The sequence below is a fragment of the Micromonospora sp. NBC_00421 genome, assembly GCF_036017915.1.
Classification (GTDB): Bacteria; Actinomycetota; Actinomycetes; order Mycobacteriales; family Micromonosporaceae; genus Micromonospora.
Map to the genome: position 1 here is coordinate 474744 of NZ_CP107929.1, position 14536 is coordinate 489279.

At 73.5% G+C, this 14536-nt stretch carries 14 protein-coding genes and 1 pseudogene; all 15 read left to right on the forward strand.

Annotated features, from left to right (window positions below):
* Positions 1–27 precede the first annotated feature (27 nt).
* The 15 genes and pseudogenes from murC (at position 28) to OHQ87_RS02165 (ending at position 14496) form a co-directional block, all read left to right on the forward strand.
* Positions 28–1506, forward strand: coding sequence for a UDP-N-acetylmuramate--L-alanine ligase (gene murC, locus OHQ87_RS02090; protein ID WP_328344404.1), 1479 nt, complete (start codon positions 28–30; stop codon positions 1504–1506).
* Complete coding sequence (locus OHQ87_RS02095) at positions 1503–2318, forward strand: cell division protein FtsQ/DivIB (RefSeq protein ID WP_328344406.1); 816 nt, start codon at positions 1503–1505, stop codon at positions 2316–2318. Before murC ends, OHQ87_RS02095 begins: the two co-directional genes overlap by 4 nt.
* Before the next feature lie 238 nt (positions 2319–2556).
* Positions 2557–3672, forward strand: a complete 1116-nt coding sequence (gene ftsZ / locus OHQ87_RS02100; protein WP_328344408.1) for a cell division protein FtsZ — start codon at positions 2557–2559, stop codon at positions 3670–3672.
* Between the two features lie 107 nt (positions 3673–3779).
* Positions 3780–4526 (forward strand): YggS family pyridoxal phosphate-dependent enzyme, encoded by a 747-nt coding sequence (locus tag OHQ87_RS02105; RefSeq protein ID WP_328344410.1) that lies wholly within the window; start codon positions 3780–3782, stop codon positions 4524–4526.
* Between the two features lie 193 nt (positions 4527–4719).
* On the forward strand, positions 4720–5445 hold the full coding sequence (locus tag OHQ87_RS02110) for a cell division protein SepF (protein ID WP_328344412.1): 726 nt from the start codon (positions 4720–4722) through the stop codon (positions 5443–5445).
* A gap of 29 nt (positions 5446–5474) precedes the next feature.
* Entirely contained in the window at positions 5475–5780 is a 306-nt protein-coding gene (locus OHQ87_RS02115) for a YggT family protein (protein WP_328344414.1), read from the forward strand.
* A gap of 43 nt (positions 5781–5823) precedes the next feature.
* Positions 5824–6624: a DivIVA domain-containing protein gene (locus OHQ87_RS02120; RefSeq protein ID WP_067301781.1), complete on the forward strand. Its 801-nt coding sequence runs from the start codon at positions 5824–5826 to the stop codon at positions 6622–6624.
* Positions 6625–7387: 763 nt separating this feature from the next.
* Positions 7388–7606, forward strand: a pseudogene (locus OHQ87_RS02130) (hypothetical protein); the annotation flags it as partial.
* An 11-nt stretch (positions 7607–7617) separates the two neighbouring features.
* Positions 7618–7923, forward strand: coding sequence for a DUF167 domain-containing protein (locus OHQ87_RS02135; RefSeq protein WP_328344417.1), 306 nt, complete (start codon positions 7618–7620; stop codon positions 7921–7923).
* A gap of 22 nt (positions 7924–7945) precedes the next feature.
* Positions 7946–9448, forward strand: a complete 1503-nt coding sequence (locus tag OHQ87_RS02140) for a potassium/proton antiporter (protein WP_328344419.1) — start codon at positions 7946–7948, stop codon at positions 9446–9448.
* Between the two features lie 222 nt (positions 9449–9670).
* A complete protein-coding gene (locus OHQ87_RS02145; RefSeq protein ID WP_328344421.1) occupies positions 9671–10102 on the forward strand; it encodes a TraR/DksA family transcriptional regulator in 432 nt (143 codons plus the stop codon).
* A gap of 65 nt (positions 10103–10167) precedes the next feature.
* The gene (gene lspA / locus OHQ87_RS02150) at positions 10168–10818 is read left to right on the forward strand and encodes a signal peptidase II (RefSeq protein ID WP_328344423.1); all 651 of its coding nucleotides are present in this window, start codon (positions 10168–10170) and stop codon (positions 10816–10818) included.
* A complete protein-coding gene (locus OHQ87_RS02155; protein ID WP_328344425.1) occupies positions 10815–11759 on the forward strand; it encodes an RluA family pseudouridine synthase in 945 nt (314 codons plus the stop codon). The genes lspA and OHQ87_RS02155 overlap by 4 nt, the downstream gene beginning before the upstream one ends.
* A 4-nt stretch (positions 11760–11763) precedes the next feature.
* Entirely contained in the window at positions 11764–12621 is an 858-nt protein-coding gene (locus OHQ87_RS02160) for a hypothetical protein (protein WP_328344427.1), read from the forward strand.
* A gap of 207 nt (positions 12622–12828) precedes the next feature.
* Positions 12829–14496, forward strand: a complete 1668-nt coding sequence (locus OHQ87_RS02165; protein WP_328344428.1) for a MinD/ParA family ATP-binding protein — start codon at positions 12829–12831, stop codon at positions 14494–14496.
* Positions 14497–14536: the final 40 nt, after the last annotated feature.

The following is a 14536-nucleotide window of genomic DNA, read 5'->3' on the forward strand; positions in this document are numbered from 1 at the left end:
GGCGGCCGCGACGGGAAGGTACCTGGCATGAACACCGCGCAGTTCACCCCGGCCGGCACGCTCACCGCGGAGGACCTGGGCCGGATCCATCTGATCGGGGTGGGCGGGGTCGGCATGAGCGGCCTGGCCCGGCTCTTCCTCACCCGGGGCCTGCCGGTCTCCGGCAGCGAGCTGCGCGAGTGGCCGTCGCTGGCCGGGATGCGGGCGCTGGGCGGCACCATCCACATGAGCCACGAGGCGACCAACCTCGACGGGGTGGACACCGTGGTCTACTCCTCGGCCATCCCGCAGGACCACCTGGAGATGGTCGAGGCCCGGCGACGCGGGCTGCGGGTGCTGCACCGCTCCGAGGCGCTCGCCGCGGCGATGACCGGCCGGCGGACCGTTGCGGTGGCCGGCACCCACGGTAAGACCACCACCACCTCGATGGTGACCATGGTGCTCCAGCAGGCCGGGGTCGACCCGTCCTTCGTGATCGGCGGGGAGATCTCCGAGGTGGGCTCGGGGGCCCACCACGGCACCGGTGAGCACTTCGTGGTCGAGGCGGACGAGAGCGACAGGTCGTTCCTGATCTACCGACCGTACGTCTCGATCATCACCAACGTCGAGGCCGACCACCTGAACACCTACGGTGACCTGGCCAACCTGGAGGCGGCATTCGCCGATTTCGCCCGGCTGACCGACCCGGCCGGGTTCGTCATCACCTGCGCCGACGACCCGGGCGGCCGGCGGCTGGCCGAGACGTTGCGCGCCGAGGGCCGGCGGGTCTGGACGTACGGCGAGGCGGCCGACGCCGACCTGCGGCTGTCCGAGATGGCCTCGTCCGCCCAGGGGGTGCGCTACCTGGCGGCGCTCGACGGCCGTTCGTTGGGGGAGATCCGGCTGCCGGTGCCGGGGCGGCACATGGGGCTCAACAGCGCCTCGGCGGTGCTCGCCGCCCACCTGCTGGGCCTGCCGGTGGCGGCGGCGGAGGCGGCGCTCGCCGCGTTCCCGGGGGTGCGCCGGCGCTTCGAGCGCAAGGGTGTCGCCGACGGGGTGCTGGTCTACGACGAGTACGCCTACCACCCGACCTCGATGACCCTGGCCCTGCGGACGCTGCGCGAGGTGGCCGGCGACGGCCGGCTGATCGTGGTCTTCCAGCCGTACCGGCTGTACCGCACCCGGGATCTCCAGGCCGAGATCGCCGCCGCCCTGGGCATCGCCGACGAGCTGGTGCTGCTGGAGGTCTTCGGCCCCGGCGAGCTGCGCCAGCCGGGCGAGGGGTCGGCGGCGTTGCTGGCGGCGGTGCCGCTCGACGCCGCGCACAAGGTCTTCGTGGACTCGTTCGACGACGCGCCGGTGGAGGTGGCCCGCCGGGCCCGCCCCGGCGACGTGGTGGTGACCATGGGCGCCCCGCCGATCTCGCTGCTGGGTGACCAGCTGCTCGACGCGCTGACCGCCCGGGCCGGGGACGCCGCGGACCCGACCGTTACGGGTCCGGACGGCGCGGCCGCCACGACCGGATGAGTCCGGGGCCGGCGCGGGGTCGTACCGCAGGCGCGGACGGCGGCTCCCGACGTGGCCCGGTACGGCGCTGGCAGCTCGTCCGGGCGGGCAGCGACGCGGTGCCGCCGTCCACCCGGCGGTTCATGGCCCGGGCCCGGCAGCGGCGGATGCGCGCTGCCCTGCCCTGGGCGGTGCTGGCCGGGGTGCTGGTCCTCGCCGGCCTGGTGGCCTGGGCGGTGCTCGGCTCCGGCCTGTTCGGGGTGCGCGAGGTCCGGGTGGAGGGGGCCAGACTGGTCACCCCGGTCGAGGTACGCGACGCGGCGGCGGTGCCGGACGGGGCGCCGCTGGCCCGGGTGGACCTGGCCGCGACGGCCCGGCGGATCGGTGGCCTGGCCCCCGTGGAGCGGGCCACGGTCCGCCGGGACTGGCCGGGCACGTTGGTGGTGACCGTGGTGGAGCGGACCGGGGTGGCGGTGGTGCCCCGCGACGACCGGTTCGTGGTGCTCGACCGGAGCGGGGTGGTGTTCCGGACGCTGGCCCGTCCCCCGGAGGGTCTGCCGGTGGTGCGGCTGGCCACCCCGGGGCCGGACGATCCGGGCACCCGGGCGGCGTTGCAGGTGCTGGCCGTGCTGACCCCGCAGTTGCGGACCCTCCTGGTCGAGGTGACCGTCGAGGGGCTGGCCCGGATCGGGCTGACCCTGCGCGACGGACGGACGGTGGTGTGGGGCGACGCCACCCGGGGCGAGGACAAGGCTCGGGTGGCGACGGCGCTGCTCGGTCGCAAGGCCGACACGATCGACGTGAGCGCGCCGGACGTGGTCACCCTCAGATGAGGTCCCCGACGAACGTGAGTCGGCTCGCTCCCGGCGGCGACACGCCGGTGGGGTCCTTGGCTGACGGCGTGGGGACGCTTACGTTGCCCCGAAGAGGATCAGTGGTTGACATAACTGTAAGCCTCTAGTAGAGGGTTAGGGTTCAGCTCTGATCCTCGCTGGTGACAGCTCGTCGACCACCGGTGTGGGCCACGCCGACCGGGGCGGTGCGAGCCAATCTCGAAGGGAAGGACCGGAGATGACACCTCCGCACAACTACCTGGCGGTCATCAAGGTCGTCGGCATCGGCGGCGGCGGCGTCAACGCCGTCAACCGGATGATCGAGGTTGGGCTCAAGGGCGTCGAGTTCATCGCGATCAACACCGACGCGCAGGCGCTGTTGATGAGTGACGCCGACGTCAAGCTCGACGTCGGTCGGGAGCTGACCCGGGGGCTCGGCGCGGGTGCCAACCCGGACGTCGGCAAGAACGCCGCCGAGGACCACCGCGACGAGATCGAGGAGGTGCTCAAGGGCGCCGACATGGTCTTCGTCACCTGCGGCGAGGGCGGCGGCACCGGCACCGGCGGGGCGCCGGTGGTGGCCAACATCGCCCGTAAGCTCGGTGCGCTGACCATCGGCGTGGTGACCCGGCCGTTCTCCTTCGAGGGAAAGCGCCGCCAGGTGCAGGCCGAGTCGGGGATAGACGAACTGCGCAACCAGTGCGACACCCTGATCGTCATCCCGAACGACCGGCTGCTGGCCCTGGGCGACCGCGGGATCAGCATGATGGATGCCTTCCGCACCGCCGACCAGGTGCTGCTCTCCGGTGTCCAGGGCATCACCGACCTGATCACCACCCCGGGCCTGATCAACCTGGACTTCGCCGACGTCAAGAGCGTGATGAGTGGGGCGGGCAGCGCGCTGATGGGCATCGGCAGCGCCCGGGGCGAGAACCGGGCGGTCGAGGCGGCCGAGGCGGCCATCTCCAGCCCGCTGCTGGAGCAGAGCATGGACGGCGCGCGGGGCGTGCTGCTCTCCATCGCCGGTGGCTCCGACCTGGGCCTTTTCGAGATCAACGATGCGGCGCAGCTGGTCACCGACGCGGCCCACCCGGACGCCAACATCATCTTCGGTGCGGTCATCGACGACGCGCTCGGCGACGAGGTGCGGGTCACCGTGATCGCCGCCGGCTTCGACGGCGGCACGCCCGCGTACAAGGCGGTCGAGTCGCCGCGCAAGAGCAACCAGAACCAGCCGACGACGCAGACCCCGACGGTCTCCGCGCCGGCCACCATGCCGCCGCCGCAGCAGTCGCCGCGCCGGGTGCTCTTCGACGACGTCGATGTGCCCGACTTCCTCAAGAACGGCTCCTGAGCCCCGCCGATGACGAGCAACCCCGCTGGTGGGCCCACCGCCCCGCCGACGACGAGCAGTTCCTGTGGTGGCCGCGCCGCCCCGCCGACGACCGGGCGGCCCGGCCGATGACCGGTCGACCCGACCCGGTGCGTCCGGAGCGCCGTGCCGAGTTGGCGGCCGGGCTGGCCGTGGTGCGTACCCGGATCGCCGACGCCTGCGTCGCCGCCGGCCGGGATCCGGCCGAGGTGACCATGATCGCGGTGACCAAGACCTACCCGGCGGGTGACGCGGTCGCGCTGGCCGGGCTCGGCGTCGGTGACCTGGGGGAGAACCGGGACCAGGAGGCCGCGCCGAAGGCGGCCGAGGTGGCGGCGGCGGGGGTGACCCCGCGCTGGCACTTCATCGGTCAACTGCAACGTAACAAGGCCCGTTCGGTGGTCCGCTACGCCGACGTGGTGCATTCCGTGGACAGCGTCCGGCTGGCCCGCGCGCTGGCCACCGCCGCCGAATCCGGCCGGGACCGTCCGCTGGAGGCGTTGGTGCAGGTCAGCATCGACGGTGACCCCGATCGGGGTGGCGCCCTGCCGGGCTCCGCCGACCCCGACCGGGGGCTCGACCCGGTGGCCGGGGCGCTGGCCGGGGCGGGGGCGCTGCGGCTGGCCGGATTGATGGCGGTGGCGCCGCTGGGCTGGGAACCCGAGCGGGCCTTCGCCCGGTTGGCCGAGGTGGCGGCGGCGTTCCGGGCCCGTCATCCGGCGGCCACCGTGCTCTCCGCCGGGATGAGCGGTGACCTGGAGGTGGCGATCGGGTACGGGGCGACACATGTCCGCGTCGGCAGCGCGTTGCTCGGAATGCGTTCCACGCTGCGGTAGCCTGGCCCCGGTAGGAGCAAATTACATCAGTGTTGTTCAGGAGCGGCGTCCCGAGGTCGGGGGCCACGACGGGCGAGCCGCGAATCGCGCGTCGGGGGATTGCCGTTCCGATCCGGTGGGCAGGGAAGTCCACTCGCGATCATGGCGACACGGCACGGGGGTGCGTGCCGCACGGCGGACGGAAGGGCGCGGGATGGGTGCACTGCGCAAGGCGGGGGTCTGGCTCGGGCTCGTCGAGGAAGACGACGAGCGCGGCTACGACGAGGGCTACGACAAGCCCGGCTACCGCGAGTCGCGGTACCGGTCGAGCCGGTACTCCGAGGAGTTCGCCGACGACGACGAGGACGACGCGGAGGAGCCGCCGGCGCCGCGTCCGCGCCTGGGTGACCGGGGCCGGCTGGCCGACCGGTCGAGTCGGACGGTGGAGGCCGACCGCGCCGACGACGAGCGGGCCGAGCGGTCGGACCGGGCTGAGCGGGCCGAGCGGTCGGACCGGGCCGAGCGGGCGAGCGTCCGGTCGATCACCCGGTCCGGTGGGTCGGAGACCTCGGGCGCGTTGAGCTACCACACCCGGGACAATCTCGCCCTGGCGCCGCAGGCGTCGCCCCGCGAGCGGCCGGTCGTGGCCGAGGAGGAGCAGCGCTACCAGATCACCACGCTGCACCCGACCACCTACCGGGAGGCGCGGACCATCGGCGAGCACTTCCGCGACGGCGTCCCGGTGATCATCAACCTCACCGAGATGGACGAGGCCGACGCCCGCCGTCTGGTGGACTTCGCCGCCGGGCTCGCGTTCGGGCTGCGCGGTACGATCGAGCGCGTGACCAACCGGGTGTTCCTGCTCTCACCGGCCAACGTCCAGGTCACCGCCGAGGACAAGGCCAAGATCGCTGAGGGCGGCTTCTTCTCCCTGAGCTAAGTCCACCCGAACGAGGGACGTCGTCTGCCGTGTTGTCGATCGTGTTCCAACTTCTGTACCTGATTTTGTACCTCTTCCTTATTGTGTTGTTGGCCCGATTCGTTCTCAGTGCCGTCCTCCAGTACGGTCGTCGGTGGCAACCGGGGCGTGGCGCGTCCGCCGGGCTCGAGTCCGTGTGGAGCGTCACTGATCCGCCTCTCAAGGCGTTGAGGCGGGTGATCCCCCCACTGCGAATTGGTACCGTGAGCATCGACCTGGCCTCCCTTGTGCTCCTGGTTATCCTGTTCGTGCTGATGAGGTTTGTGTTAGATCCGCTGATCAGGAACTTCTCCTGACCAGCGCGCGCTTTCGCGGCCGCAACTGACCCGAGGAGTTTCGATGCCGCTGACACCGGCCGACGTGCACAACGTCGCCTTCAAAAAGCCGCCGATCGGCAAGCGGGGGTACGACGAGGAGGAGGTCGACGCCTTCCTGGACGAGGTCGAGCGTGAGCTTGCCCGTCTGATCGAGGAGAACAACGAGCTGCGCGCCCAGGTGGAGCGCGGCGGTCGTGGCGGGGCCCCTGCCGGCCCCGGTGGCGACGCCCGGCTCGCCGCCGAGCTCAACGACGTCAAGGCCCAGCTCGACCGGGTGCAGCGCGACAAGGCCGCCGCCGAGCAGGCCGCCCGCGCGATGCAGGCAGAGCTGGAGCAGGTCCGCACCACCGGTGGCCCGGCCGTCGGTGGCGACGGCGAGCAGCAGGCGCTGCGGGTGCTCATGATGGCCCAGCGCACCGCCGACGACCACGTCTCCGACGCCCGTCGCGAGGCCGACCAGCTGCTCTCCGAGGCCCGTTCCAAGGCCGAGGAGGTCACCCGGGAGGCGCGGGCCAAGGCCGACGCGCTGGAGCGCGACGCCCGCCAGCGGCACCAGGAGGCCATGGGCGGCCTGGACGCCAAGCGGACCGCACTGCAGAAGCACATCGAGGAGCTCAAGCAGTTCGAGCGCGAGTACCGCACCCGGCTCAAGGCCTACCTGGAGAGCCAGCTGCGCGACCTCGACGGTCGGGGTCAGGGCCTGGAGGCCGAGATGACCCGCACCGAGGGCACCCGTGCCGTCGGTGGCAACGGGCTCGCCGCGGCGAGCCTCGCCGGCTCGTACGGTGGCAGTCGTTCCGGCGCCCTCGAAGCCGGCCGCTGATCCACGGTCGGCGACCGTCGCCCGACGGTCGCCGACCCAGCCACGACCCACGACGCGGCGGGGGTGAGCCGTGCTAGTCGCCAGTCTGCTGCTCATCCTCGGCGCGGTCGTACTGCTGGTGTTCGGCCTCGTCGAGGGTTCCAGCTCGCTGTTGACCAGTTCCATAGCGGCCAGTCTGCTGGCCGCCGTCGCGTTGGTGGCCGGTGCCCGCCAGGCAGCCGCCACCAGGGCGAGGGCGGCGGAGCGGGCCGACTCGGGTGATCGGCCGGCGGGTCCGCCCCGCACGACCGCCCCGCCGACCGCGACCGAGTCGTCGGAGACCCCGACGACGTACGTCCCGACGACGATCGGTACCGGTGGTGCCGGGTGGCGGCAACCACCCGGCCCGCCGGCAGCCGGCGGGCCCGTCGATGTTTCCCCCCGCCCTGACGTCGATGCCTGGAAGCCCGAGGCGGAGGCTCCGTGGGACCCTGTCGTGGTGTCCGCCCCACCGGATCCGACGGCCCCCGGACAGCCGGCCCCGCCGACCGGCCGGCAGCCGGCGACCGACCTCGGCCGGGACGCCGGAACCGAACCCGCCTGGCCCGACGCGGACGACCCTGCCCGATACGGCACGGAAGATCCTGCCCGGCACGACGATTCTGCCCGGTACGACGATTCTGCCCGGCACGACGCGGACGATCCCGGCTGGGACGCCCCGGACGACCTCGCGCCGCCCTGGGAGCGCCCGGGTGACGCCGCCTCGCCGTGGGACCCGCCGGCCCAGCGGGTGCCGCCCGGTGACGCCGCCCGGGTGGCCCGGCTCGACGCCGAGGTGCTGGTGGTCGACGGGCATCCCCGCTACCACCTTCTTTCCTGCGCCCACCTGATCGAGCGGGAGCACGAGCCGCTGCCGGTCTCCGAGGCGATCTCCCTCGGGTTCACCCCGTGCGGTCTGTGCAATCCGGACACCGCCCTGCTCGCCGACACCTACCCCCGCTGAGGTTGGGGTCGATGCCCACGGACGACACGTTGACCGTCGCGGTACGGGTCAAGCCCGGTGCGTCCCGGCCCCGGGTCGGCGGCTGCTTCGCCGGTCCGCACGGTCCGGCCCTGGTGATCGCGGTGACCGCCCCGGCGGTGGACGGTCGGGCCACCGAGGCGGCCCGTCGGGCGCTGGCCGGGGCGCTGGGTGTCCGCCCGGCGGTGGTGGCGCTGCGTACCGGGGCGACGAGCCGGGACAAACTCTTCCTGGTCGACCGTCCGACGCCCGGCCTGGTCGAGTTGCTGCGCCGGCTGCGCGACGGAACGGACGGGTGACGGCGCCTCGGGTGGGGCGCCCGTGACGCCGGGGTTGGATCTGGCGCTGCTCCTCGGCGCGGCCGTGTTGCTGGTGGCGGTCGGTGCGGTGCGGTTCTCCACCCGGCTGGGCGTGCCGAGCCTCCTGGTCTATCTGGCGCTCGGGGTGGCGATCGGCGAGGCCGGGTTGGGCATCCGGTTCGACGACGCCGAACTGACCCGGGTGCTCGGCTTCTGCGCGCTGATCGTGATCATCGCGGAGGGTGGGCTCACCGCCCGGTGGAGCACCCTGCGCCCGGTGCTCGGGTTGGCCGGCGCGTTGTCCACGGTCGGCGTGCTGGTCAGCATCGTCGTCGTCGGTCTGGTGGTGCACCTGCTGCTCGGGCTGGACTGGCGACTGGCGCTGCTCTACGGCGCGGTGCTCTCCTCCACCGACGCGGCGGCGGTCTTCGCCACCCTGCGCCGGCTGCGGCTGCCGCCCCGGCTGGTGGCCACCCTGGAGGCCGAGTCGGGCATGAACGACGCCCCGGTGGTGATCCTGGTGGTGCTGCTGTCCCGTAGCGGCCCGATCGAGCACCCGTGGTGGTTCGAGGTCTTCCTGGTCGGCTACGAGCTGGGGGTGGGTGCCGCGGTGGGGCTGGCCGCCGGGCTGGCCGGCCGGTTCACGTTGCGGCGGGCTGCGCTGCCGTCGTCCGGGCTGTATCCGATCGCCGCCGTCGGGTTCACCGTGCTGGCGTACGCCGCCGGAGCGGTGCTGCACGCCTCCGGGTTCCTCGCCGTCTACGTGGCAGGGGTGCTGCTCGGCAACGCCCGGCTGCCGCACCGACAGGCGATCCTGGGGTTCGCCGACGGGTTGGCCTGGCTGGCCCAGATCGGGCTGTTCGTGCTGCTCGGTCTGCTGGCCACGCCGGAGCGGTTGCACACCGCGCTGCTGCCGGCGGTGGTGACCGGCCTGGCCCTGCTGTTGCTGGCCCGGCCGCTGTCGGTGCTGGTCTCCGCGTTGCCGTTCCGGGTCCCCCTGCGCGAGCAGGTCTTCCTGTCCTGGGCCGGGCTGCGTGGTGCGGTGCCGATCGTGCTGGCCACCATCCCGCTGTCGGCCCGGGTGCCCGGGGCGGACCGGCTGTTCGACGCGGTCTTCGTGCTGGTGGTGATCTTCACGGTGCTCCAGGCGGGGACGCTCGCGTCGGCCGCCCGCCGGCTGCGGGTGACCGCCCCGGCGGAGTTGGCGGAGATCCGGGTGGAGACCGCCCCGTTGGAGCGGATGCGGGCGGACCTGCTCCAGTTGGAGGTGCCGGCGGGCTCCCGGTTGGCCGGGGTGCACGTCGACGAGTTGCGGCTGCCGGTGGGGGCCTCGGTGACCCTGGTGCTGCGCGACGGGGTGGGCTTCGTGCCTGCTGCGGGCACCCGGCTCAAGACCGGGGACAGCTTGTTGATCGTGGCGACCGCCGGAGTGCGGGACGAGGCGGAGCGCCGGCTGCGGGCGGTCAGCCGGCGGGGCCGGCTGGCGAGGTGGTTCGGCGAGTACGGCGAGGATCGGGACGGTTGATCTGCTAGTCTTCTTTTTGCCCCAATTGGGGGTTTTAGGGGCTGAGCAGCGGTGCGACAGTGCGGTACGTTGTCGGACGCCTGTACGTTCCGTATTCTTGCCAACCTCCGGAGTGCGCGGCCACCGTTGCCGTGCGCCCGTTTTGTTACCTGGGTACGCCACGTCGGCGGACCCTGTCCGGGCACCGCCGACCGCCGCGTCCCGCGGCTGAGGGAGCTGACGATGGCGAAGCCAGCCGACACCAGGACCGCCGGTCGTAAACCAGCGGCGAAGGCCACTCCGAAGGCGACCCGCAGCGCGGCGGAGACCGAGAAGATCCGGGCGGCCCTGGCGGCCCGACGGGACGAGCTGCGTGCCGAGTACGATCAGACGCTGAGCGAGATCACCGAGCTGCAGCGCGACCGGTTGACCGACTCGGCCGGGGACGACCAGGCCGACACCGGCACCAAGACGTTCGAGCGCGAGCAGGAGATCTCCCTCGCCAACAGCATCCGGGAACGGATCACCCAGGTCGAGCGCGCTCTGGAGCGGCTCGACGAGGGCGGCTACGGATGGTGCGAGCGGTGCGGGAACCCGATCCCGGTGGAGCGGCTCGCCGCCTTCCCGTCGGCGACCCTCTGCGTGACCTGCAAGCAGCTGGCGGAGCGGCGCTGACGTCCACTCCCCGGTGACCTCGCGAGACGGCGGACCGCGCCGTCCGGACAGTCGATGGGGAGTCGATGACCACAGCAACGACCGCCGGATCCGGCACCACCGAGCCGGGTGGCGGCACGCCCCGCCGCAGGGCGGTCGTGGTCCTCGTCAGCATCGCGTCGGTCGCGCTGCTGACGGATCTGCTCACCAAGCACCTCGCCCTGCAACTGCTCGACGACCGGGGGCCGGTCCGCCTGCTCGGCGGGGCGGTCTACCTCACCCTCACCCGCAACAGCGGGGCGGCGTGGAGCATCGGCGCCGGCCACACCTGGGTGTTCCCGCTGATCACCATCGGGGTGGTCGGCTGGATCGGCTGGATGGCGCTGCGGTTGCGCTCGCTGCCCTGGGCGGTCTCCCTCGGCCTGGTGCTGGGTGGCGCGCTGGGCAACCTCACCGACCGGATCTTCCGGGCCCCCGGCCACTTCGTCGGTCACGTGGTGGACATGGTCAGCCTCTTCGACCCGTACGGCCAGGTGTGGCCGGTGTTCAACCTGGCCGACAGCTGCCTGGTCGCCGGGGTGCTGCTGGCCGTGCTGCTGGAACTGACCGGTCGCCAGCGCGACGGGCGGCGGGTCGGCGGCAGGGGTGACGAGGTGTCCGCCGGGTCGACGTCCGGCGGCGGCCCGGTCGCCGCCGGGTCGGACCCGACCGATGTCGAGCCGAGGGAGCGGGCATGACCTCCACCTTCGCCGCGGGCGGCGACCACCGTTCGCTGCCCGTCCCGGACGGCCTCGACGGGATGCGGCTGGACCAGGCGGTGTCCCGGCTCTTCGGCCTGTCCCGCACCGCCGCCGCCGCGCTCGTCGACGCCGGTGACGCGCTCGTCGACGGCGCGGCCCGGCAGAACTCGCACAAGGTCAAGGCCGGTTCCTGGCTGGAGGTGACGCTGCCCGCCCCGGTCGCCCCGCCGACCGTGGTGCCGCAGGCGGTCCCCGGGCTGACCGTGGTCTACGCCGACGACGACATCGTGGTGGTCGACAAGCCGGTCGGGGTGGCGGCCCATCCCAGCCCCGGCTGGACCGGCCCGACCGTGATCGGTGGCCTCGCCGCGATCGGCCACCGGATCTCCACCAGCGGGGCCGCCGAGCGGCAGGGCGTGGTGCACCGGTTGGACGTGGGCACCACCGGGATCATGGCGGTGGCCAAGAGCGAGCAGGCGTACACCGCGCTGAAGCGGGCGTTCAAGTACCGCGAGGTGGAGAAGCGTTACCACGCGGTGGTCCAGGGGCACCCCGACCCGTCGCGCGGCACCATCGACGCCCCGATCGACAGGCACCCGCACCACGACTACCGCTGGGCGGTGGTCTCCGACGGCAAGCCGAGCATCACCCACTACGACACGATCGAGGCGTTCCCGGCGGCCAGCCTGCTCGACGTCCGGCTGGAGACGGGGCGTACCCACCAGATCCGGGTGCACTTCTCGACCCTGCGGCACCCGTGCGTCGGCGATCTCACCTACGGCGCCGACCCGACCCTGTCGGCCCGGCTCGAACTGCGCCGACAGTGGCTGCACGCCCGGTCGTTGACCTTCGCGCACCCGCGTACCGGCGACGATGTCACCTTCGTCAGCGAATACCCGGACGACCTGGCCCGCGCGCTGACGATCCTGCGCGACTGACCCGGTGCGGCACGATCCGTCGGGCGGTGTCTCCGGGCCGGGCACCGACCCGGAGACCGTCGACCCGGTGACCACCGACCCGCCCGTCGACCCGTCCCGGCAGGCGCGGTGGCTGGTCACCGCAGCGGTGCTCGCCGTCGGCGCGGTGCTGCTCACCGTCGGCTGGCTGGCCCGCCGGCCCGCACCGGTCGGCGACCGCACGGTCGGGCAGGTCACCCGGGTCGGGGTGCTGCCGGGTGACTCGCTGCCCGGCTACGCCATCGCCAGCCGGGCCGAACTCGCCGCGCTGACCGCCGGGGCGTACGCGCTGGTGAGCTTCGACAGCTACCTCGCGCCGGACCGGCTGCCGGTGCTGCTGGCCGACGTCGAGGTCGCGGCGGTGGTGGTCCGGGTGCCGCTGCCCGGCCGGCAGACCGAGGTGGTCCGGCTGCCGGCGCAGCTGCTGCCGCAGGACGTCACCGCCGGGATGGCCGGCCTCGCCGACCGCAAGGACCGGGAGGCCGCCGACCAGCGGATCCGGGCCGCCGGCACCACCGACCCCACCAGCCGCCGGGGGTACGAGACCGGGGCGCAGGTCGCCCGGGCGGAGGCGGCCGGCTACCGGTCGGCCTGCGCCTGCGTCTATGCGGCGGTGGTCCGGGCCGAGGCGGCCACCCTGCGCGCCCTGGCCGGCCGCGGCGGGGTCCGGGTGCTCGACCCCGCGCCCGAGGTGACCCGGCTGGACCGGACGGTGTTCCTACCGCCGCTGCCCGAGCAGCGGGAGGTGGCCCGGCCGCCCGCCGACACGGCCGCGACGGTGGGCGCCGCGATGGCGAGCCGGGTACCGCGATGGGCGATTCGTCGGAAGGGGCACCCGGTGTGACCGTCCCGACACCGTCGCCGAGGGTGGCCGGACCGGACCGGTGGGTGCCGACCCCCGCTCCGACCTCCCCGGACTCCCGTCGCAGCGGGTCGTCCGGCCGGTTGCCCTAAGTATTGTTCCCTGGGGATGTGTGCAGACCGGTGTGGTCCGAATAGGGTTTCGTTCGTAGCCTGTCAGGCGGAGATCGACGGCGCGGGAGGGCGAGCCTTGGACGGCACCGAGACCGGCTGGGGCCGGTCGGCCGAACCGGCACCGCGATGGCGGGCGCTCTTCGAGCGCGCCCGCCTCGGCGGACGGGCCGCCGAACAGGCGGAACCGGACCGCCGCAGCGAGGACGCGGCCCGCGAGTCGCTGGCCGGCCGTGCGCCCGGTGGCGGCTGGTCCGGACGGGGATCGGCCGCCGTGCCCCCGCCCGCCGACCCGGCCTACGGTGCCGATCCGGGCTACGGTGCCGGCCCGGGTTTCGGTGCCGACCCGGCCTACGGTGCAGATCCGGGCTTCGGTGCCGACCCGGGTTACCGTGCCGGGGCCAGCTACCGGGTCGAGCCGGCGTACCGGGCCGACCCCGGTTACCCGGCGGATCCCAGCTATCCGGCGGACCCCAACTATTCAGCCGATCCCGGTTACCCCGCGACTCCCGGCTACTCAGCCGATCCCGGTTACCGCGCCGATCCCGGCTATCCGGTCGACCCCGGTTACCGGGCGGCCCCCGGGTACGCGGCCGACCCCGGGTACCCGTCGGAGCCGGCCCACCCGCCGGAGCCACCTGTCGTCCCGTCCCGCTACGCGCTGCTGGACCGCGGCTACCGGCCCGAGCCACCCCCCGAGTCCCGGTACGCGTTGCTGGACAACGGCTACCGTGCGCCGGGCTACGCGCCGCCGGAACCGGGGTACCAGCCGCCCCAACCGGCGTACCCCGAGCCCGGTTACCCGGCCGAGCCGGCGTACCAGCCGGAGCAGCCGGCCTACCCGCCCGCGGTGGTCGCCGACCGGGGCTATCCGGCTCGCGTGGAGCCGGCCCGGGTCGAGCCCGCCCGCATCGAGTGGCGTCAGCAGGGTCCGCAGGACGAGCAGGAGCGGGCCGCCGGGATCCTCCGCCGCGATCTGGGCACCCCCCGGGTGCTCGCCTTCGCCAACCCCAAGGGCGGCGTGCACAAGACCACCGCCACGGTGCTCGCCGCCGCCACCGTCGGCAGCGTCCGGGGTCGGGGCGTGCTCGCCTGGGACGACAACGAGCTGCGCGGCACCCTCGGCCTACGCGCCGGCAGCGCCCGGCACGCCCGGACGATCCGGCACCTGATCAGCGACCTGGCGCACATCGAGATCCGGGACGGCGCCGAGCTGCTGGAGTCCCTCGACGACTACCTGCGGCACGCCTCCGACGGCTCGTACGACGTGCTGGCCGGGGAGGAGAGCCCCCGGTTCGCCCAACGCCTCGACCAGTTCACCGTCAAGCGGGTGCTGGAGCTGCTGCGGCGTACCCACGACGTGGTCTGCGTGGACACCGGCAACAACGTGGAGAGCCCCAACTGGCGCACCGTCATGCACGCCGCCGACCAGCTCGTGGTGACCACCGTGCCGCGCGAGGACGCCGCGTTCAGCGCCGACTGGATGCTCGACCTGCTGCACGAGGAGGGGATGGGCGAGCTGGCCGACAACGCGATCACCCTGATCTCCTGCCCCACCCCGGGCCGGTCGACCCTCCAGGACGACCTGGAGCGGCACTTCGCCACCCGGACCCGGGCCGTCGCGGTGGTGCCGTACGACCCGGTGCTGGAGACCGGGTCGTCGATCGAGTACCACCAGCTCCAGGCGGAGACCCGGGCCGCCTGGCTGCGGGCCGCCTCGGTGATGCTGGAGCCGTTCGCCCGCTGAGCGGCTGTACGGGCTCCGCCGCCCCGCCGCACCGCTACGC

Bases quoted from the DNA above. Each gene is read 5' to 3' on its own strand.
- ftsZ (WP_328344408.1), top strand. From the start codon at position 2,557: ATGACACCTCCGCACAACTACCTGGCGGTCATCAAGGTCGTCGGCATC.
- OHQ87_RS02155 (WP_328344425.1), top strand. From the start codon at position 10,815: ATGACCTCCACCTTCGCCGCGGGCGGCGACCACCGTTCGCTGCCCGTC.
- OHQ87_RS02110 (WP_328344412.1), top strand. From the start codon at position 4,720: ATGGGTGCACTGCGCAAGGCGGGGGTCTGGCTCGGGCTCGTCGAGGAA.
- OHQ87_RS02095 (WP_328344406.1), top strand. From the start codon at position 1,503: ATGAGTCCGGGGCCGGCGCGGGGTCGTACCGCAGGCGCGGACGGCGGC.
- OHQ87_RS02135 (WP_328344417.1), top strand. From the start codon at position 7,618: ATGCCCACGGACGACACGTTGACCGTCGCGGTACGGGTCAAGCCCGGT.
- OHQ87_RS02105 (WP_328344410.1), top strand. From the start codon at position 3,780: ATGACCGGTCGACCCGACCCGGTGCGTCCGGAGCGCCGTGCCGAGTTG.
- lspA (WP_328344423.1), top strand. From the start codon at position 10,168: ATGACCACAGCAACGACCGCCGGATCCGGCACCACCGAGCCGGGTGGC.
- murC (WP_328344404.1), top strand. From the start codon at position 28: ATGAACACCGCGCAGTTCACCCCGGCCGGCACGCTCACCGCGGAGGAC.
- OHQ87_RS02145 (WP_328344421.1), top strand. From the start codon at position 9,671: ATGGCGAAGCCAGCCGACACCAGGACCGCCGGTCGTAAACCAGCGGCG.
- OHQ87_RS02120 (WP_067301781.1), top strand. From the start codon at position 5,824: ATGCCGCTGACACCGGCCGACGTGCACAACGTCGCCTTCAAAAAGCCG.